This window comes from Exiguobacterium acetylicum (assembly GCF_019890935.1).
Taxonomy (GTDB): domain Bacteria; phylum Bacillota; class Bacilli; order Exiguobacteriales; family Exiguobacteriaceae; genus Exiguobacterium_A; species Exiguobacterium_A abrahamii.
This window is the reverse complement of sequence record NZ_CP082333.1, coordinates 1924813-1943778: the sequence shown is the minus strand read 5'-3', so window position 1 is coordinate 1943778 and position 18966 is coordinate 1924813. Positions and strand designations below refer to the sequence as shown.

Annotated in this window: 23 protein-coding genes; 22 read left to right on the top strand and 1 reads right to left on the bottom strand. The window is 48.8% G+C overall.

Annotation, left to right across the window (positions count from 1 at the left end; all coding sequences use genetic code 11):
- Window positions 1–37 precede the first annotated feature (37 nt).
- The 19 genes from K7G97_RS10230 to K7G97_RS10140 all read left to right on the top strand — a co-directional run bounded on the left by K7G97_RS10230 (window position 38) and on the right by K7G97_RS10140 (window position 14654).
- Window positions 38–214: a DUF2768 domain-containing protein gene (locus K7G97_RS10230; protein ID WP_034786022.1), complete on the top strand. Its 177-nt coding sequence runs from the start codon at window positions 38–40 to the stop codon at window positions 212–214.
- Window positions 211–945 (top strand): hypothetical protein, encoded by a 735-nt coding sequence (locus K7G97_RS10225; RefSeq protein ID WP_223040520.1) that lies wholly within the window; start codon window positions 211–213, stop codon window positions 943–945. The genes K7G97_RS10230 and K7G97_RS10225 overlap by 4 nt, the downstream gene beginning before the upstream one ends.
- 85 nt (window positions 946–1030) lie before the next feature.
- The gene (locus tag K7G97_RS10220; protein ID WP_012370671.1) at window positions 1031–1303 is read left to right on the top strand and encodes an HU family DNA-binding protein; all 273 of its coding nucleotides are present in this window, start codon (window positions 1031–1033) and stop codon (window positions 1301–1303) included.
- Window positions 1304–1443: 140 nt separating this feature from the next.
- The gene (locus K7G97_RS10215; protein WP_023468642.1) at window positions 1444–2022 is read left to right on the top strand and encodes a heptaprenyl diphosphate synthase component 1; all 579 of its coding nucleotides are present in this window, start codon (window positions 1444–1446) and stop codon (window positions 2020–2022) included.
- A gap of 22 nt (window positions 2023–2044) precedes the next feature.
- Window positions 2045–2752: a demethylmenaquinone methyltransferase gene (locus K7G97_RS10210; protein ID WP_023468641.1), complete on the top strand. Its 708-nt coding sequence runs from the start codon at window positions 2045–2047 to the stop codon at window positions 2750–2752.
- A 1-nt stretch (window position 2753) separates the two neighbouring features.
- Window positions 2754–3716: a polyprenyl synthetase family protein gene (locus K7G97_RS10205; RefSeq protein ID WP_023468640.1), complete on the top strand. Its 963-nt coding sequence runs from the start codon at window positions 2754–2756 to the stop codon at window positions 3714–3716.
- A gap of 93 nt (window positions 3717–3809) precedes the next feature.
- Window positions 3810–4226, top strand: a complete 417-nt coding sequence (gene ndk, locus K7G97_RS10200) for a nucleoside-diphosphate kinase (RefSeq protein WP_023468639.1) — start codon at window positions 3810–3812, stop codon at window positions 4224–4226.
- Window positions 4227–4418: 192 nt separating this feature from the next.
- Window positions 4419–5195, top strand: coding sequence for a CheR family methyltransferase (locus tag K7G97_RS10195; protein ID WP_023468638.1), 777 nt, complete (start codon window positions 4419–4421; stop codon window positions 5193–5195).
- Between the two features lie 19 nt (window positions 5196–5214).
- On the top strand, window positions 5215–6369 hold the full coding sequence (gene aroC, locus K7G97_RS10190; protein ID WP_223040519.1) for a chorismate synthase: 1155 nt from the start codon (window positions 5215–5217) through the stop codon (window positions 6367–6369).
- A complete protein-coding gene (aroB, locus tag K7G97_RS10185) occupies window positions 6366–7427 on the top strand; it encodes a 3-dehydroquinate synthase (RefSeq protein ID WP_223040518.1) in 1062 nt (353 codons plus the stop codon). The genes aroC and aroB overlap by 4 nt, the downstream gene beginning before the upstream one ends.
- Entirely contained in the window at window positions 7418–8674 is a 1257-nt protein-coding gene (gene aroA / locus K7G97_RS10180; RefSeq protein ID WP_223040517.1) for a 3-phosphoshikimate 1-carboxyvinyltransferase, read from the top strand. Before aroB ends, aroA begins: the two co-directional genes overlap by 10 nt.
- Window positions 8675–8709: 35 nt before the next feature.
- Window positions 8710–9972: a tetratricopeptide repeat protein gene (locus K7G97_RS10175; RefSeq protein WP_223040516.1), complete on the top strand. Its 1263-nt coding sequence runs from the start codon at window positions 8710–8712 to the stop codon at window positions 9970–9972.
- Between the two features lie 28 nt (window positions 9973–10000).
- Entirely contained in the window at window positions 10001–10531 is a 531-nt protein-coding gene (locus K7G97_RS10170; protein ID WP_029342003.1) for a ReoY family proteolytic degradation factor, read from the top strand.
- Between the two features lie 181 nt (window positions 10532–10712).
- Window positions 10713–11153 carry a DUF2487 family protein gene (locus K7G97_RS10165; RefSeq protein WP_023468632.1) on the top strand — a complete coding sequence of 147 codons (441 nt, stop codon included), beginning with the start codon at window positions 10713–10715 and terminating at the stop codon, window positions 11151–11153.
- A gap of 104 nt (window positions 11154–11257) precedes the next feature.
- A complete protein-coding gene (locus K7G97_RS10160) occupies window positions 11258–11764 on the top strand; it encodes a ubiquinol-cytochrome c reductase iron-sulfur subunit (RefSeq protein ID WP_035396830.1) in 507 nt (168 codons plus the stop codon).
- 3 nt (window positions 11765–11767) lie between these two features.
- Window positions 11768–12439, top strand: a complete 672-nt coding sequence (gene qcrB, locus K7G97_RS10155; RefSeq protein ID WP_012370658.1) for a menaquinol-cytochrome c reductase cytochrome b subunit — start codon at window positions 11768–11770, stop codon at window positions 12437–12439.
- Window positions 12440–12479: 40 nt separating this feature from the next.
- On the top strand, window positions 12480–13271 hold the full coding sequence (locus tag K7G97_RS10150; RefSeq protein ID WP_055968607.1) for a menaquinol-cytochrome c reductase cytochrome b/c subunit: 792 nt from the start codon (window positions 12480–12482) through the stop codon (window positions 13269–13271).
- Between the two features lie 45 nt (window positions 13272–13316).
- Window positions 13317–13928, top strand: a complete 612-nt coding sequence (locus tag K7G97_RS10145) for a DUF1405 domain-containing protein (protein ID WP_262415736.1) — start codon at window positions 13317–13319, stop codon at window positions 13926–13928.
- Between the two features lie 45 nt (window positions 13929–13973).
- A complete protein-coding gene (locus tag K7G97_RS10140; RefSeq protein ID WP_223040515.1) occupies window positions 13974–14654 on the top strand; it encodes a zinc metallopeptidase in 681 nt (226 codons plus the stop codon).
- A gap of 44 nt (window positions 14655–14698) precedes the next feature.
- Here K7G97_RS10140 and K7G97_RS10135 read toward each other — a convergent pair whose 3' ends face one another.
- On the bottom strand, window positions 14699–15586 hold the full coding sequence (locus K7G97_RS10135) for a YitT family protein (RefSeq protein WP_035396836.1): 888 nt from the start codon (window positions 15584–15586) through the stop codon (window positions 14699–14701).
- 170 nt (window positions 15587–15756) lie between these two features.
- Here K7G97_RS10135 and bshA point away from each other — a divergent pair, with 170 nt between their 5' ends.
- Genes bshA through K7G97_RS10120 form a run of 3 tightly spaced genes read left to right on the top strand, consistent with a single transcriptional unit; the run spans window position 15757 to window position 18960 of the window.
- A complete protein-coding gene (gene bshA, locus K7G97_RS10130; RefSeq protein ID WP_195864814.1) occupies window positions 15757–16899 on the top strand; it encodes an N-acetyl-alpha-D-glucosaminyl L-malate synthase BshA in 1143 nt (380 codons plus the stop codon).
- Complete coding sequence (locus K7G97_RS10125; protein ID WP_262415735.1) at window positions 16886–18019, top strand: CCA tRNA nucleotidyltransferase; 1134 nt, start codon at window positions 16886–16888, stop codon at window positions 18017–18019. The genes bshA and K7G97_RS10125 overlap by 14 nt, the downstream gene beginning before the upstream one ends.
- Entirely contained in the window at window positions 17989–18960 is a 972-nt protein-coding gene (locus K7G97_RS10120) for a biotin--[acetyl-CoA-carboxylase] ligase (protein WP_223040514.1), read from the top strand. Before K7G97_RS10125 ends, K7G97_RS10120 begins: the two co-directional genes overlap by 31 nt.
- Window positions 18961–18966 lie beyond the last annotated feature (6 nt).

Here is an 18966-nt window from a genome sequence, read left to right as displayed (position 1 = left end):
GAGTGGGGTGGAAACCTTGAGTCCAGGATTAATAAAAATGTGGATCTCGTTCGCTGGCATTGGACTCTTTGCGATCAGTGTCTTGCTGGTCACGGTCAGTCGGACGAAGTTGAAGGGGATATGGCAGGTTCTCGTATCGACATTGGCATTCGTATGTTTCATCGTTGCGTCGATCATCATGGTATTCATCGTCATGGCGGGGCCAAGCGCATGAAGAAGTGGTTCGTGATCCTCATGCTCATTCCGGTGACGTTGTTATCGGGTTGTCTATTTCCAGACAGTCAGAAACCGTCGAACCGCGTACCGTATCCACAACAGTTGCGTACCGTACAGGATGCTGTCGATGCGTATCAAAAAGACACGGGTGTTTTGCCCATCAAGACGATGGAAGCAGATACTCCGCTCATGGAGCGTTATCAAATCGAATTAGGGCGGCTCATTCCGCGTTATATGAGTGATCCACCATCGAACAGTTTTGAAGGTGGCGGAACATTCATCTATCTGTTAGTCGATGTCGACACGAAACCGACTGTTAAGTTGATGGATTTACTTGTTGCAGAAGAGTTACAGAAGCTCCAAGTTCGGATTGATGCGTATCGGAAGAAGAACGAAAAGTATCCGTTTAAAGGATCGTTCGGAAAAAACCAGTTTACGCTTGACTATAAAAAACTATTCATCAAAAAAGAACCGACTGTCCCAAGTCCGTATTCAGATGAAAAGTTGTCGATCTATGTCGATGGTCAAGGACGCCTCTTCATCAACTATTTACCTGAGTTGAAGAAAGCTGTTCAAACTGCGAAGAAAAAGCCGAAAGTCGGTCAAGATATTCGGTATTTGCTCTATGAAGATCAACCTTTTGTTCCTGCCTATTCTCAAAGCTACACGATAAACGAAAAAGGCGAACCTGTGTTTTCAGAGGAATCGATCGAAGAATCTGAAAATTGAACGTTATTTACACGAAAATGTTGTAATAGCAACGTTTATGGGGTATGATTACCCTCGAAGAAGTGATTGGGAGGGGGTGAAAGTAATGAACAAAACTGAACTCATTCAAGCAGTCGTCGAAAAATCAGGTCTTACAAAAAAAGACGTGACGAAAGTTGTTGAATCAACATTCGAATCGATCACTGAGACACTTCAGTCTGGAGAGAAAGTCCAATTGATTGGATTTGGTAACTTCGAAGTCCGTGAGCGTGCAGCCCGTAAAGGTCGCAACCCACGTACGAAAGAAGATATCGAGATTCCAGCAAGCAAAGTACCTGCCTTCAAACCAGGTAAAGCATTGAAAGATGCTGTGAAGTAATCCGGCTACATAGTCGCCCGAGATTTTCTCGGGCGGCTTTTTTGTGGACATTCAGAAGCGTGAAAGCCCGCCGATTATGGTATATTAAAAAAGAAGAACGTCCATCAACGAGATGGCACTGGAGATCGGGGGGTAAAAGCATGGAACAACATGAGCTGCGCGTGGATGAAATCATCACTGCACTCACCACTAAACAAACGACACGATTGGCTCGACATGTGGATTTCCCTTCCATCGATCGTGAACAGATCAGTTGGTTGATTGATGTCGCTCAACATGACACGCTGGATACGGAAGCACTCGTCAAAGCGATTCATTTCGCACAAGTAGCGCTACGTCTGCATGAGCGTGTCAATGAAACGCTACGCGGTTCGAAGGAGCGACAGTTGCTTGTATTAGCAGGGGATTTATTCTCGAGCTACTTTTTCGAACAGCTAGCTGGGTTACCAAAAGAGATTCTCGTTTCACTCGGACGGACGATTCAACGGGTCAACGAGGCAAAGTGTGCCCTTCACGAAATGAATTATGCATCGACGGAAGAACGAGTTCTCTTATGGTTAACAGCAGAGTTCGGATTAATGCAAGGACTCGCGGCAATCACGAAACGAGAATGGCTGACACGACAGGGGCGGCAGATCATTCAACAACAGGCAGAACAATTGGATCTGGTCGCACAGAAATTACTGTTATCGCATCTCGAGCAGATGGCGGTAGCATGAGATCTTGGAAAGGGTGAGCGGTGTGCAGGCAAAAGATAAAGAAAAAAAAGTATATGAAGTGTTTCAATCGATATCAACGAACTATGATCAAATGAATTCAGTCATCAGCTTCCGACTGCATAAACTATGGAGACGCGAGACGATGCGCCGGATGCAAGTCTTCCCGGGCGCTAAATGTCTCGATCTTTGTTGTGGAACAGCAGACTGGACGATTCAACTAGCGAAAGCAGCTGGTCCGACAGGTGTCATCAAAGGACTTGATTTTTCAGAAAACATGCTAAGAGTCGGCGTGGAGAAGGTAGAAGCGCTCGATATGAAAAATATCGAATTGATTCACGGAAATGCGATGGATCTACCGTTCGGTGATAACTCGTTCGATTATGTGACGATCGGGTTTGGTCTACGAAACGTACCGGATTATCTACAGGTCATCAAAGAGATGCATCGTGTCTTAAAACCAGGTGGAACGGTCGTCTGTCTCGAGACGAGTCAACCGACGGCACCGATTTTCCGCGAGGCATATTCATTGTATTTCGGAAAAATCATGCCACAAGTCGGACGATTGCTTGCGAAATCATACGATCAATACAACTGGCTACAAGAATCGACGGAAGTGTTCCTCGACCGCGTCGAACTGAAACAACTCTTCGAACAGGCAGGCTTCATGCAAGTGGAAGTCAAGGCATTCGCGGGTGGGGCTGCTGCGATGCACCTTGGGAAGAAGTGGTGAGATGTCACTGCATTCCATATACCGTGATGTCACGAAGGAAGTTAATTTAGTCGATCGTTTTCTGATCAGTCATATCGCTTCTGAGGAACCAACGATCGATGCAGCTGGAAAGCAACTGTTGAAGGCTGGTGGAAAGCGGATTCGACCGGCGTTCGTATTGTTAGCGTCTAAATTCGGTGAAGCAGATCGGGATGAGCTGATTCGTGTGGCAGCCAGTCTTGAACTTGTCCATATGGCGTCACTTGTTCATGACGATGTCATTGATGACGCGGAACTACGACGAGGGAAACCGACCGTCATGCAATACTTTGATGAAGAAGTAGCACTGTATTCCGGGAACTATCTGTTTGGAGAGGCGATTCGATTGATTGGTGAAGTCGGAAAGCCGGAACTTGTCCAAGTGATGGTCCATACGATGCGTGAAATTTGCGAAGGTGAGATTGAACAAATCTATGACCAATATGATTGGGAACAGTCAATTAAACGCTACATCAAACGGATTGAACGAAAAACAGCTATTCTCATCGAAGCGAGTTGTCACCTGGGTGCCATTGTTGCGAACTGTTCTGCAGCCGATACGAAAGCGTTACGGTTGTTTGGACGAGATATCGGCCTTGCTTTTCAAATTGCTGACGATTTGCTTGATTTCACAGCGAATCGCACAGAACTTGGTAAGCCCGTAGCAGAAGATTTGCGTCATGGACACAAAACGTTACCTGTCTTTTATGGTGCAGAAGATGCTGTCTTTTATGAACGTCTTTCAAAAATCGAGAGTATGCCAACACATGAAGAAGTCGCACCCTTATTGTCGTTTCTTCAAACTTCGGGTGCTCTCGAACGAACGCAACAAACAGTCGATCATTATATCCATCGTGCCATCAAACGTCTCGAACCATTACCTAAATCCTCTGCTAAGCGATCGCTTGAAGAAGTCGCGCGCTACGTTGGAAAACGAAAAGGATAAAGATTGTCAAAAATTTCTTGCTGTTCTTCTTAAAAGCCAGTAAACTGACTATGTAAGCGCTTTTCTAAAAGCATTTCATAGGGGGAACTAGAGATGGAACAGACATTTTTGATGGTCAAACCGGATGGCGTAGAACGTGGATTGATTGGGGAAATCATTGGACGGATCGAACGCAAAGGATTCATCATTCGTGAAATGAAAATGATGAACGTCACAGAAGAGCTAGCAAAAGCACATTACGAAGAGCATGCGGAGAAACCGTTCTTTGGAGAGTTGGTCACTTTCCTCACATCGGGTCCTGTCGTTGCACTTCGTGTCGAGGGTGCAGACGTCGTCGCAGTCTCGCGTTTGATGATCGGAAAAACAAAACCACTTGAAGCAGCACCTGGAACGATCCGTGGTGATTTCGCGAACACGATGAGCGAGAACGTCATCCATGGTTCAGATAGTGTCGAGAGTGCGGAGCGTGAGCTTGCCCTCTGGTTTCAAGGACAGCCAGTCAACGCGTAATACGTGAATAGAAAGACAACGGGGAAGGGATTCGATTTGATCGAATCCCTTTTGTCGTGTTCTTGTAAAACGGAATGACCCAATTGCCTAATTGCTTTTTGGAATGCCTATAGCTTTATGCTACTATAGAAAATAAGTTGAACCGGTCATGGAAATGACCATTCGATATCGAGAGTGAGCGAGGTGTGCCAATTGGAAGATTATGAACTTTTTATTCAACGATTCAAGACCAAATCAGGGATTGATCTCGGTCAGTATAAAGAAGCACAGATGAAACGGCGATTGACGGCGTTACGTGACAAAAAAGGATATAGTACATTTGCTTCTTATATGCAGGCAATGGATAAGGACACATCGTTATACGACGAGTTTTTAGACCGGATGACGATCAATGTCAGTGAATTTTTCCGTAACCCGATTCGTTGGCAACAATTGGAACAAGATATCTTACCGATCCTAGAGTCGCGAGCACATGGACGAATCCGGACGTGGAGCGCAGCTTGTTCGACCGGAGAAGAACCATACTCTCTCGCGATGATTTTAAGTGAACGGCTCGATCCATCCGCCTTTACGATTCAAGCAACGGATTTGGACGAACTCGTCCTTGAAAAAGCCAAGCTTGGTCGATACGGAGCTTCTGCATTGAATGAAGTCGTCGAAGCGCGTAAAAAGAAATACTTCATCGAGCAAGAGCAAACGTTCGAAGTCGTTCCAGAAATCAAACGACTCGTTCGTTTCAGTAAACATAATCTGTTAGGAGACCGGTACGATACGGGGTTTGATTTAATCATCTGCCGCAACGTGCTGATTTATTTTACAGAAGAAGCAAAAGCGCACGTCTATCGTTCGTTCGTCGAGGCCTTAAAGCCAGGCGGAATCCTATTCGTTGGTGGAACGGAACAAATTTTCCAACCCGAACGGTTTGGATTAAAGATGAAACAGAGCTTCTTTTACGAAAAAATTGGTTGAACAGGAAGGGATGAAGCGAATGCGTTACATGACAGCAGGAGAATCACACGGAAAAGGGTTGACCGTCATCATCGATGGGATGCCAGCAGGACTCACGATTGATTTTGAAGCCATCCAGCGTGAAATGACACGTCGCCAAGGCGGATACGGACGCGGACGACGCATGCAAATCGAACAAGATCAAATCGATGCACGTGGCGGGATCCGTCATGGATATACGACGGGATCACCAATCAGTTTGTTCATCGAGAATAAGGATCATACGCACTGGACACAAGTCATGCAAGCGGAACCGCTCGAAGAACAGTTGGAGCGCCCGCGGACGTTGACGCGTCCACGTCCTGGACATGCGGATCTCGTTGGTGGATTGAAGTACGGTCATCGCGATTTACGCGATGTACTAGAACGTTCTTCCGCTCGTGAGACGGCAGCACGTGTTGCCGTCGGCGCCTTCGCTAAACAATTACTAAATGAACTCGGGATTGAAGTGTTCTCGCACGTACGATCGATCGGTGGCATCGATGCACCGTGGAAGGATCCCGTCGAACATCAGGAAACGATTGACGCTTCACCCGTTCGATGTGCTGACGAACAAGCAGGACAACGGATGATGGATGAAATTGATGCGGCCAAAAAAGAAGGGGATACACTCGGCGGTGAAATCGAAGTCGTCGTGACAGGCATGATGCCAGGCGTCGGGTCCTTCACCCAAAACGATCTAAAGCTCGACAGCCGGATTGCGCAAGCTGTCATCAGCGTCAATGCGATGAAATCAGTCGGTTTTGGTGACGGATATGAACTTGGTCGTCGCAAGGGGAGTACTGTCCAAGATGAAATCGTCCATGATGCATCCGGCTATCATCGGCGGACGAACCATCTAGGTGGAATCGAAGGCGGGATGTCGACAGGCATGCCGATTCGCGTCCAAATTGCAATGAAGCCGATTCCGACGCTCTATCGTCCACTGCAATCAGTCGATATCGAGACGAAGGAAGCATTCACGGCACAAATCGAGCGAAGTGATGCCTGTGCCGTTCCGGCCGCATCGGTTGTTCTAGAAGCCGTCGTCGCATTTGAGATTGCGGTCGCTATCCTTGAAATGTTCGGGACATCGACACTCGATCGTCTTCAGGCAGCCGTCGCTGCTTACAAAGAGGAGGTTCGGACGTTTTGATCGAATTTGATATCCGGTTGAACACGTCATATCCAGTACTTATCGGAAATGGGGCATTAGCCCGGTTATCGCATCTTTCAGCGCTGAACGAGGCGGACCGCATCTGGGTCATCACGGATGAAACGGTACATCACTTGCAAATGGATCGATTGCAGGCTGCATTAGCGGATGTATCGCCGTCGATCGATGTTCATATCAGCACCGTTGCGCCTGGGGAGAACAGTAAGTCGCTTGCCGTTTATGGCGCTCTACTCGAAGAAGGGGTTCGGTATGGGATGACACGTCATAGTCTGATCCTTGCGTTCGGTGGTGGAATGATTGGTGATTTAGCGGGATTCGTCGCGGCAACCTTTTTGCGCGGCATCCCGTTCCTTCAAATTCCGACGACACTGTTAGCGCACGATTCAAGTGTTGGTGGAAAGGTTGGTCTCAACCTCTCCCTCGGTAAAAACTTAGTCGGTGCATTTTATCAGCCAAGTGGTGTCGTATATGATTTAACGCTCCTTCAGACATTACCAGACCGGGAATGGCGAAGTGGCTTCTTTGAGTTAGTCAAGCATGGGTTCCTTTCACGACCATCATTTGCGGATTCGCTACTCGATATTTCGCTGGATGCTGTCAAAGGACTCGACTTAGAAGACTGGCTCGCACGGGGGATCAATGTGAAACGGGATATCGTCGAACAAGATGAGACGGAGCAAGGGATGCGTGCCTTTCTGAATTATGGACATACATTCGGTCATGCCGTTGAATATGCGAGTCCTGGTCTGTCGCATGGCGAGGCCGTAGGGATCGGACTCGTCTTCGTCAAGTTCTTAGAAGGAAATGACGGACAGGCGAAGCAACTCGGGCAATTGCTCCATCGTCTTGGAACGGAATTACCGGATCGACAATCGTTTAAGACCTACCTTGAACTGATGCGTCGCGACAAGAAGAACCACCAAGCAACGATTCGATTCGTCCTTGAAAAAGAAGGACGCTTCATTTTAGAAGCGATCAGCGAAGAACGATTGCGTCAAGCATTCAATCAAACAGTGAGGTGTCTAGAATGGGCTTAAGAGGAACAGTACAAGTACCTGGCGATAAATCAATGACGCATCGTGCTTTCCTGTTCGGCGGAATCGCCGAGGGAACGACACGTGTCAGAAACGCACTTGAAGGAGCCGATTGTCTTGCTTCACTAGAAGCGATGCAGGCGCTCGGTGCACAAATCGATCGAACATCAGAGGAAATTCGGATCACCGGAACGGATACGTTCCAAGAAGCGACGATCGATTGTGGAAACTCGGGGACGACGATTCGTCTCTTGAGCGGTATCCTAGCAGGCGGTCAAGCGACATATGCGCTCGATGGCGACGCTTCCTTGCGCAGACGTCCAATGAAACGAATCACGGAACCGCTTGCCTTATTCGGAGCGAACATCACAGGTGAGACGGCGCCGCTTCACATCACAGGAACGCCGCTTGTCGGAACGACGTATACGTTGCCAGTCGCAAGTGCACAAGTGAAAAGTGCCGTGTTGCTCGCAGGTCTGCATGCGACGGGTGAGACGACAGTCATCGAGCCGATCCTGTCACGCGACCATACGGAACGGATGTTGCCGCAGTTCGGTGTTGACGTAGCGATTGATGAACGCGAGGATGGTCGGCACATTCGTGTTCAAGGTCCTGTACGCTTACAAGCAACGTCACTCGACATTCCAGGCGATCCATCGTCAGCAGCGTTTTGGTGGACGGCAGCAGCAATCGGGCAGGATAGTCGCATCACGACGACCCACGTCTTGATGAATCCGACACGGATTGGTTTTTTACAGACGTTACGCCAGATGGGTGCAAGTGTCGAAATCAATCATCGCTCAGAAGACGGTGGAGAGGAGACGGCAGATGTGACCGTCGAGACGACATCGTTACAATCAATCACGGTCGAAGGTGACCAGATTCCATCCTTGATTGATGAGATCCCGCTACTCGCTTTGCTTGCGACGCAAGCGGAAGGACGAACGATCATTCGCGATGCACAAGAGCTTCGTGTCAAGGAAACGGACCGGATCGACACAGTCGTGACGGCATTACAGCGCCTTGGAGCGAACATCGAGGCAACGGATGACGGCATGATCATCGAAGGACCGACACCTTTGCAAGCAGCGGAAGTCGACAGTGCAGGTGATCACCGGCTCGCGATGATGTTGACGATCGCGGCGACGATCAATCCAGAAATTATGGTTCATGGACGCGAAGTAGTTGAAGTCAGCTACCCAACGTTCTATGATGATTTAAAGAAACTTCAATCCGACCAATCTAAGTAAGCAATAGGCGGATGACAGAAAGTGGGGCGTTTGCCTTGAATGAACAACTATTGAATGGCATCATCGAAGAATTGGAACATGGTCACACCTCAGAAGCGTTAGCAGCATTAGAAAAACTCGAAAAGACAGGAACGGATGAGGACCGCCTCGCCGTTGCCGATCTGTATATCGAACTCGGATTGTCTGACCGGGCGGTCGATCTCTTGGCGCCACTTTACGTCGAATATGCGGGTAATGCGGGAGTCGCCTTGTTACTAGCAGAGTGTTATATCGATTTGGATCGCGAAGAAGAAGCGATCTCCGTCCTCGAGCAGGTCGACACAACGGACACGGAATATGGTCCACGTTCTCTCGTATTACTCGCTGACCTCTATCAGTCGCAAGGTCTTGACGAAGTAGCGTTAGCGAAGCTGAAGGAAGCGCGTAATCTTGCACCGGACGAACCGTTACTGGCATACGGTTTGGCTGAGCTCTACATGACGCTCGGTGCGTTTGATCAGGCGGTACCGTTATTCGCCGAAATCGCGGAGCGACCAGAGTTACGTGCTGAATTGCCGCTCGATGCCCTTTACGCGGAATCACTCGCGATGACAGGACAATTTGAAGATGCGATTCCACTGTACGAACGTGCTGTCGCAGAACGCTCCGACTTGCATACCTTGTTTGGTCTTGCGATGACGGCTCACCGTGTCGGTCAACACCAAAAAGCGGTCGAGACATTCCAGCAATTGATTGCACAGGATCCGGACTATACGTCGGCGTACGTACCATACGCGGAAAGCCAAGCCGAACTTGGTTTGACAAAAGAAGCGCTGAACGTCATCAAACAAGGAATGGAGCGCGACGATTACAATGATGAGTTGCGGACGATGGAAGCCTTGTTCCTTCTAAAACTCGGCGATCGCGCTGGAAGCGTCCAAGCGCTGCGTGAGGCGCTTGCCTTGAATCCGGAATCAATCGTCGCAGCGGAACGTTTGCTCTCGTTACTTGCGGAAGACGAGGACCACGAAGCGATGATCGAGACGATCTCTGCCATCGAAGAACACGTCACGGCTCCGATTCTAACATGGTACCGGGCACGCGCTTTGTATGCCTTAGAGGAATACACTCAAGCGATGGAGAATTATGCGATAGTCGAAGGTGCATTCACAGAAGATGCGCTCTTCTTGAAAGAGTATGGATTCGCACTCGTCGAGGAAGGACGGCGTGAAGAGGGACAACGTCTTCTCCGTCGCGCTGCTAAGTTGACACCAGAAGATAACGAACTCGTCGACTATGTTGAACGAATGGATGGATGACTTCACGGGAGAAGGGAGTAGGATTGAGATGATAGAGAGAAAGCAGCGATTCTTACGCCGCATCTTAACCTATTACACGTTAAAGCGACGGGAAGCGAAATGGATCATCGATTATTGGCTGCGTAATGAGGCAAAACTCGAGCAAGTACACTTCGTCCAAAATGCAACATTCGCTCCGAAGGCAATCATCATGACGACATACGGATTCGATGCGGAACCGTTTCTCTTCAAAAAAGGGGATGTCACGACGTTAGATCCAGAAAAAGCGTATCATGACATCCGCCTGACCTCGGAAGATATCTATATCGAGTTGAACTTCCAAGGTATGATGATGGATGACGAGTATTTGTCATTACTCGAAGAAAACCCGTTTCGCCCAGAAGTTGCTGTTGAACCGCGCTTAGCGGATGAAGCGACACATTTCATCGCGGTCACGGTCAATCGGCAGGAAGAAGAACGTTTAGTCCGCTTGATTGATGAAGCACTGGATGCACGCGATCAACATCGCTTCCACTCTCTTTCTGAACAGTTACGGCTCGTTCGAAGTCAACTTCCTTAACAAAAGGACTCTATTGCCCAGCACAGGCAGTAGGGTCCTTTCGTATGTGAAGATTTGTGCAAAATATGAAGAAAAATAGAGTGGAATTTCATAAAACGTTCACATTAAGAGAGTAGGAGGAAATGCGGATATGATACATTAAATGTGACGAATTGTAAGTACGAAGAAAGGGGGAAATGACTTGCGTTTCAAACCATCCGACGTACAGCGGACACGAAGCGAGCAAGCGTACATCGATACGCTGATCGTGCCTTTGCTTCCGGTCGGTTTCGATGAGGCGATGCATGCTTACGCGGAATGCGCAGACATGACATTGACGGTGGCGTCCGAAGTCGAACGCCAGCTATCCGGACGGGCGTTGCTTGTTCCTGCTCTGACCTACATCGATGCACCGTCGATCGAACAGTTGGAAGGATGGCGTCAAGCGGCTGCTTCCGGGCAATTCCGTTTCATCACCTTCATCACGGCTGATTTAAGGTGGAAGGAGACTGCCGCCGAAGAGATTATCTACGTGCCACGTCTAGCTCTTGAGACGATGAGTCGTGACCAACAAGGTCAGATGGTCGGGAATTTTGTAGGACAAGTTCTCGAACAGTTAGGAAACCGTTGGACCGCGCTATGAAGCGGTTGACGCAATGATTTTATTAAGATACTATTACCATGTGAGAAATTTGTGTGAAGTACTGTCGTCTTGGGGCACAGCGTACATCACAAGGGGGGATCGAGATGGCTCAAAACGGGTCTAACGTAACACGTCGTCAGTTCTTGACGTATACATTGACAGGCGTCGGCGGTTTCATGGCTGCGACAATGGTCATGCCGATGGTCAACTTCGCAGTTGATCCAGTCCTGAAGAAATCAGGAGCAGGCGATAAAGTAAAAGTAATGAAGTTGTCGGATATCACGACAGAACCAAAACGGGTCGACTTCAAGAAACAAACGCAAGATGCGTGGTATGAGTTCGAAGAAACATTGTCTGCTTGGGTGTTCAAAGATGATAAGGGAGAAATTTTAGCCCTCTCACCAATTTGTAAACACTTAGGTTGCCAAGTCAGCTTCGGCGCAGATCCGACGCACCCGGAGCAATTCTATTGCCCATGTCACTTCGGACGGTATACGAAGGATGGCACGAACGTACCTGGTACGCCTCCGACGAAACCACTCGATGAGTATGAAATGCAACAGAAAGATGGTTACCTCTACCTTGGTAAACCAGTCGAAAGAGGTGCGTAAGCGATGATGCAAAAAATCTATGATTGGATCGATGAGCGCGTTGACATTACGCCGCTTTGGCGAGATATCGCCGATCATGAAGTACCGGAGCACGTCAACCCGGCACATAACTTTTCAGCTTTCGTTTATTGTTTTGGCGGATTGACGTTCTTTACGATCGTCATCCAGATTCTTTCGGGGATGTTCTTGACGATGTATTACGTACCGGACATCATCAACGCACACGCGTCCGTCTACTATCTTCAAAATGAAGTCGCACACGGACAAATCGTTCGTGGTATGCACCACTGGGGTGCGTCGGTCGTTATCGTAATGTTGTTCCTACATACATTACGTGTGTTCTTCACTGGTTCATACAAGAAACCACGTGAATTGAACTGGGTCGTCGGAGTTCTCTTGTTCTTCGTCGTCTTAGCTCTCGGTCTGACAGGATACCTATTGCCTTGGGACATGAAAGCGTTGTTCGCGACAAAAGTTACGATTCAGATTGCTGAAAGTATTCCGGTCATCGGTGGTATCGCGAAGACCCTCCTTGCGGGTGGAGAAATCGTCGGCGCAAGTACAATCGCTCGATTCTTTGCGATTCACGTCTTCTTCCTTCCTGCAGCATTGTTCGTCTTGCTCGGGGCCCACTTCATGATGATCCGTAAACAAGGGATCTCTGGACCACTTTAAACCGACTATCATCTAGACAACAAAAAAGGGGGAGAACACGATGCATCGTGGTAAAGGAATGAAATTCGTCACCGATTCACGGGTGTCGATCAACAACCGGATGCCGAACAAGTCGAAAGACTACTCGGAATATCCAGGTCGAACGGAAGCGTTCTGGCCAAACTTCTTACTTCGCGAATGGATGGTTGGAGCGGTCTTCTTGATCGGCTTCATGACATTGACAATCGTAGAAGCAGCACCACTTCAAAACATTGCCGATCCGACGAATACGTCGTACATTCCACTTCCGGACTGGTACTTCCTATTCCTCTATCAGCTCTTGAAATACCAATTCGCTGCAGGTCCATACATCTTGATGGGAACGGTCATCCTCCCAGGTCTTGCGTTCACAGCACTTCTCGTCGCGCCATGGCTCGACCAAGGTCTTGAACGTCGTCCTGCGAAACGTCCGATCGCAGTCAGCATGATGCTCCTCGCAGTCGTCTCGATCGTCTTCTTGACTTGGGAATCTGTTCAAACGACTCACTGGGATACAATCCATAAACAAGGTGAATTGACGATGAACGAAGGACCAAAAATTGATACATCGGCTAAAGGATTTGAAATTTATTCGAATCAGTCATGTGTCAACTGTCACGGTAAGAACCTCGAGGGTGGCGCAGCAGCTCCGGCACTCGTTGGTACGAAAAAGACAGAAAAAGAAATTTATGATATCGCAGTCAAAGGTATCGGTTCGATGCCTGCTGGTCAGTTCAAAGGATCAGATGCCGATCATAAAGAACTCGCGAAATTCATCGCTTCATACGGTGAAGGCGGCGAAAACAATAAATAAGCCAAAAGCCGGGGGAGCAATCCTCCGGCTTTTGTCGATGATGAGGTGAAACGATTGCAAGGTATTTTGACATTACTCCGACATAAAGCAGTACTCTGGATCGTTGGTTTAATCAACTTAGCAGGTACTTTATACGGTTATTACTGGTATGAACCACAACTTTCGACGTCGAAGTGGTATTACTATCCGTTCATTCCGGATAGCCCGACAGCATCCCTCTTCTTTACGATTATTGTCTTTCTCTGGATTTTCGGACGACGTTCCCGACTATTTGAAGCGCTCGCGTTCGTGACATTGATTAAATATGGCGTCTGGGCAGTCGTCATGAATGCGTTGATGTTGAATCAACTCGGAACGGAGGATTCGTTCTTAACGGCGATGGCACTGATGTTGATGGTATCGCATGGAGCGATGGCGTTCCAGGCGTTGTTATACAGTCCGCTGATGACGTTTCGCGTCAAGGAACTCGTCCTCGTCGCCATCTGGGTCATTCACAACGATGTCGTCGATTACGTCCTTGGACAGTGGCCGCGTTACCCAGCGCTTGCGGAGCATATCCAGTGGATCGGCTACGGCTCCTTCTGGTTGACCGGATTATGTCTTTTGATGGGATATCTGCTCGTCGCGCGCGATTCAATTGACAATAAGATCACTTGAACATAAAATAGACCTATAATCAAAAAAAGAAAGGAACGATGTCTCGTGGCAAACTATTTGATCTATCTCGCGATCATCATCATCGTCCCGATCTGGGCTCAGATGCGGGTGCGGAGCACCTATAAAAAATATCAAGATGTTCCGATTCAGAGTGGGGTGACAGGGGCACAGGTCGCAGACTTCATCATGAAGCAGAACGGGATCACGAACGTCCGTCTCGAGCCGATCGGTGGAACGATGTCCGACCATTATGACCCGACGAACAAAGTCGTTCGTTTGTCGGAAGACGTCTATTACGGTTCGACGGTCTCAGCCGTTTCGATTGCAGCGCACGAAATCGGTCACGTCATTCAAGATGCGACGGATTACAATATGATGCGTGTCCGTCACCGGATCGCACCTGTCGCGTCGATTACGTCGAACTTATCGTTCCCACTGTTGTTGATTGGTCTATTTGCCGGTTTCAGTGGTCTTGCGATGCTTGGTGTCGTCTTGATGCTCGGTGCCGTCATCTTCCAACTCGTCACGTTACCGGTTGAGTTTGATGCCTCGAATCGAGCGATGTCGCAGTTGACGGAGCATGGTATCATTGATGCCGAAGAAGAACGTGGTTCACGTCGTGTCTTAAACGCAGCGGCTTGGACGTACGTCGCAGCAACACTCGTTGCTGTCGCCGAGTTCCTTCGTCTCGCACTGCTCGTCTTCAACCCGTCAAGTGATGACTAAAACGAAAAACACGGATCGCTCAAACGAGCAATCCGTGTTTTTTTTTACGTTTCTTTGATCGGGACTCGATTTTCGTCGAACGTGAATCCTTCTCCCGTTACTTCATAGACATCATGCAATGTGATGAAGGCGTGCTGGTCGACACTTTTAACGAGCGTCTTCAAGCGGTTGATTTCATTGCGAGCGACGACGACGTACAATACTTCGAGATCTCGTCCGGAGTAACCGCCTTTTGCGATTAGACGGGTCGTACCACGATTCATCGTCGCATGAATACCGTCGGCAATCTCTGTCCGGTGATCACTGATGATCATCGCTGCTTTACCAGCATACGTGCCCTCTTGCATCCAATCGATAACGCGGGCACCGACGTATACGGCAAGTAACGTATACATCGCTTGCTTGTAGTCGAGATACGTCAAGGATGCGACGATGACGAAGAAATCGAAGATCAAGAATGTTCGACCAATCGACCAACCGAAGTAGCGTTTCGTCAAACGCGCGATGATATCGACGCCACCAGTCGTACCACCATTGTTGAAGATGATACCAAGACCAACGCCGATGAATACACCGGCAAAGAGCGCCGCAAGCACCATATCGTCACGCAGGTCGATGACGAGTGGTGAATATTTGGCAATCAATCCATACCAGAAGGAAAAACTGAATGTACCGATCAACGTGTAGACGAAGGTCGTCCGACCAAGAATTTTATAACTGACGAAAAAAAGTGGGACATTCAATACTAAGTTCGTGATCGATGGAGATAACCCGAACAGGCCTTTTAGAATCAGCGTGATTCCGGTGAAACCGCCTTCTGCTAACTCATTTTGAACGTTAAAATGATAAATACCAAAAGCAAAGATGAACGATCCGACTAAAATCCAGAGGATGTTCTGGATCCGAATCGGGAATTGGAATGGAGGTGCCATTTCCGTATGCTCCTTTCAAATCAAGACTCTTTCTCTAGGGTAACGGCACGGTCGGAAAAAGACTAGCTTTTCCTATGAAAATCAGTCAAAAAGTGATCAGTATGGTCATTCCGATTGATATTGCTTAGAATAGAGACGAATAGAAGTCATAAAGAGAGTGTGGTTTTATCATGAAAAAAGCAATTGGGATTCTTTGTTATCCATCCGTCGGCGGGAGTGGGGTCGTCGCGACGGAACTCGGTATGAAACTTGCGGACCGTGGCCATGACGTCCATTTCATTACGTCGAGCATGCCGTTTCGTCTGACGGAATATCGGCCAAACATCACGGTCCACTTGGTTGAAGTCAACCAGTATTCCGTTTTTAAATATCCACCATACGACATTACGTTAGCGTCAAAAGTCGCAGAAATCATCGATTTATTTGATCTTGATGTCATCCATGCCCATTACGCCGTTCCGCACGCGGTCTGTGCAGATCTCGGGCGAAACATGGCTAAGAAAAAAGGCGTCGCCGTCGTGACGACGTTACACGGAACGGACATCACCGTCATCGGGCAAGACTTAGAGATGCAACCGGCCATTCGGTACGGCATCGAACGATCAGACGCGGTCACGGCCGTCTCCGAGAGTCTAGCGCTTGAGACGAATGCGACGCTCAATGCACACTACGACATCGATGTCATTGCGAACTCGATTGATGAGAGTGTCTATTATCCGATGCGGGATGAACGCTTAAAGCGGCATTACGGCATCGAAGCAGACGAAGTCGTCGTCATTCATATCTCGAACTTCCGACCGGTCAAACGAATCGATGATACGCTTGCAGCGTTCGCTATTGCAGCGAAAGACCGGAAGATGCGTCTGTTGCTCGTCGGGGATGGTCCAGAGATGGGACAAACGAGACGTCGCGCAAAGGAACTCGGCATTTACGACAAAGTGATCTTTGCCGGTAAACAGGAACACGTCGCGCAATTGCTCGCCATTAGTGATATTCATGTCCTGTTGTCAGAAAAAGAAGCGTTCGGGCTCGTCGTCCTTGAGGCGATGGCAATTGGGGTCCCGAGTGTCGTCTCGACAGCAGGTGGCTTACCGGAAGTCATACAGGACGGTGTCACCGGATATATCGTTCCAACTTACGATGTCAAAATGGCTGCGGCACGAATCGGTGAACTCGCAGATGATCCGATGTTACGGGAACGGATGGCAGAAGAGGGCATTCGCGACACGCGTCGACGTTTTGATTCGAATGAGATCGTTCGTCGTTATGAACAAGTCTATGAACGGGTGTGTGCGCGTCATGAACTTGCTTGAAGGGGCACATCATATCATCCAGACAATCGAGGAGGCCGGTGGTGAAGCGTATATCGTCGGTGGTGCCGTTCGTGATATGTTGCTCGATCGGACACCGGGAGACTATGATTTAGCGAGCTCGATGTTACCGGAACAGATCATCAACTTATTCCCTGTCGTCATTCCGACAGGACTCGAGCATGGAACCGTGACGGTCGTTCTTAACCACGTGCCGTACGAGATCACGACGTTCCGCTCAGAAGCAACGTACAGCGATCGCCGGAGACCGGATGCGGTGACGCTTGGCGTTAGTTTAGAAGAGGATTTAACACGGCGTGACTTTACAATCAACGCGATGGCACTCAGACCAACGGGTCGCGTCGATCTGTTCGGAGGAGCGCATGACATTGAAGAGCGAATCATCCGGACGGTCGGCGAACCAGCTGAACGTTTTAATGAAGATGCGCTTCGGATGATGCGGGCGTTCCGCTTCATGAGCCAACTGGATTTCTCGCTTGACGAGGCAACTGAACAAGCAATCGTTAAACTCGCTCCGCATCTAGCGGCCGTTGCGATTGAGCGGATCGCAATCGAGTTCGAGAAGCTCTTACTTGGTCCTGGAAAACAGCAGGCGTTACAGGCGATGCTCCGGACAGGAATCGAACGCTACCTCCCCGGTATGACTTCAGAAATCGTCAAAGGACTCGCGCAGCAGTCGTTTCAGGGTGTCTCAAAAGATGCCGTCTGGACACTCGTACTCGATGCCGGTCTTGCGAAAGATCAATTGACGCGCTGGAAACGATCGAAACATCAAGTGCAGCTCGCAACGCGTTTAACACCTCTGTTATACCGACCATTACAAGACTGGGATCGTTATCAGTTGTCGGACGAGGAACTGATGATCCTTCGGGAAATGACCGGAACGGATTATCCAGATCGATCAGACTTACCGATTCGCAGTCGTAAAGAGCTCGCTGTCGACGGAAAAGACATGATCCGCCTCGGTCTTCAAAAACAACAGATCAAGGAAGCACTTTTGCATTTGGAATACAGTGTCGTCACGCGTGCTTGCCCAAACGACCGCGTGACATTACTGAGGGAGGTAGAGCGATGGCGCACTCAGTCCGAGAACAAATCTTGATCGCACTTCGTCAGCGGACGTGGTACTCCGGACAGGAATTAGCAGAGACATTAAATATTTCACGTACCGCTATTTGGAAACATATGCAAACCTTAAAGGAAGAAGGATACCAAATCATCTCGAATAAAAAACAAGGCTATCAATTAGTCGATGAAGGCGATTTGCTGACGCCGATTGCCATTGAACAATGGTTAACGACAGCGCGTCTTGGTCGCCACATCCTTCATTTCGAAGAACTGGACACGACGCAGCGGATTGCACATGAGCAAGCGCAACAGCAAGCGCAGGAAGGAACACTCGTCGTATGCGATCACCAGACGAATGGACGCGGACAGCTAGGGAGAACGTGGCATGAAGCGAAAAATGAAGGCATCGCAATGAGTCTACTCGTCCGACCGGATGTACCGATGCACCAAGCAGGTCAATTAACGCTCGTAGCAGGTATTGCACTTGCCCAGTCTCTCCGGACATTCGATGTTCCGGTTACCATTAAATGGCCGAACGATATCTTGATCAACGGTCGTAAGGTGGCAGGCATTTTGACGGAAATGCAGACCGAGGCGGACCGAATCAGTTCAGTCATCATTGGCATCGGGATCAATGTGCATCACGAGCAGTTTCCGGAAGGGATCAAAGATCGTGCTACCTCGCTCGTCCGAGAATCAGGAAGAACTTTCCGACGTGCGGAGGTCGTCGCGACTTTTTTGAATCGATTTGAACGACTATACACACAGTGGCTCGAGCTAGGGTTCGGAGCTTTCGTCTCCGAGTGGGAAACACTCGCAGATCGCTTACATGAACAAGTGACGCTACGGACACGTCAGATGACCGCTTCCGGAACATTGCTTGGTATTGACGAGACGGGCACGATTCGGATTGAGACGGAAACGGGGGAGACCCGTTTCCATTCGGCAGAGCTGATTTACTGGGAAAAAGAATGAGGGTTT

Coding starts and splice junctions, on each gene's coding strand:
- K7G97_RS10230 (WP_034786022.1), top strand. CDS start 38: ATGTGGATCTCGTTCGCTGGCATTGGACTCTTTGCGATCAGTGTCTTG.
- K7G97_RS10225 (WP_223040520.1), top strand. CDS start 211: ATGAAGAAGTGGTTCGTGATCCTCATGCTCATTCCGGTGACGTTGTTA.
- K7G97_RS10220 (WP_012370671.1), top strand. CDS start 1,031: ATGAACAAAACTGAACTCATTCAAGCAGTCGTCGAAAAATCAGGTCTT.
- K7G97_RS10215 (WP_023468642.1), top strand. CDS start 1,444: ATGGAACAACATGAGCTGCGCGTGGATGAAATCATCACTGCACTCACC.
- K7G97_RS10205 (WP_023468640.1), top strand. CDS start 2,754: ATGTCACTGCATTCCATATACCGTGATGTCACGAAGGAAGTTAATTTA.
- ndk (WP_023468639.1), top strand. CDS start 3,810: ATGGAACAGACATTTTTGATGGTCAAACCGGATGGCGTAGAACGTGGA.
- aroC (WP_223040519.1), top strand. CDS start 5,215: ATGCGTTACATGACAGCAGGAGAATCACACGGAAAAGGGTTGACCGTC.
- aroA (WP_223040517.1), top strand. CDS start 7,418: ATGGGCTTAAGAGGAACAGTACAAGTACCTGGCGATAAATCAATGACG.
- K7G97_RS10170 (WP_029342003.1), top strand. CDS start 10,001: ATGATAGAGAGAAAGCAGCGATTCTTACGCCGCATCTTAACCTATTAC.
- K7G97_RS10160 (WP_035396830.1), top strand. CDS start 11,258: ATGGCTCAAAACGGGTCTAACGTAACACGTCGTCAGTTCTTGACGTAT.
- qcrB (WP_012370658.1), top strand. CDS start 11,768: ATGATGCAAAAAATCTATGATTGGATCGATGAGCGCGTTGACATTACG.
- K7G97_RS10150 (WP_055968607.1), top strand. CDS start 12,480: ATGCATCGTGGTAAAGGAATGAAATTCGTCACCGATTCACGGGTGTCG.
- K7G97_RS10135 (WP_035396836.1), bottom strand. CDS start 15,586: ATGGCACCTCCATTCCAATTCCCGATTCGGATCCAGAACATCCTCTGG.
- bshA (WP_195864814.1), top strand. CDS start 15,757: ATGAAAAAAGCAATTGGGATTCTTTGTTATCCATCCGTCGGCGGGAGT.
- K7G97_RS10125 (WP_262415735.1), top strand. CDS start 16,886: ATGAACTTGCTTGAAGGGGCACATCATATCATCCAGACAATCGAGGAG.
- K7G97_RS10120 (WP_223040514.1), top strand. CDS start 17,989: ATGGCGCACTCAGTCCGAGAACAAATCTTGATCGCACTTCGTCAGCGG.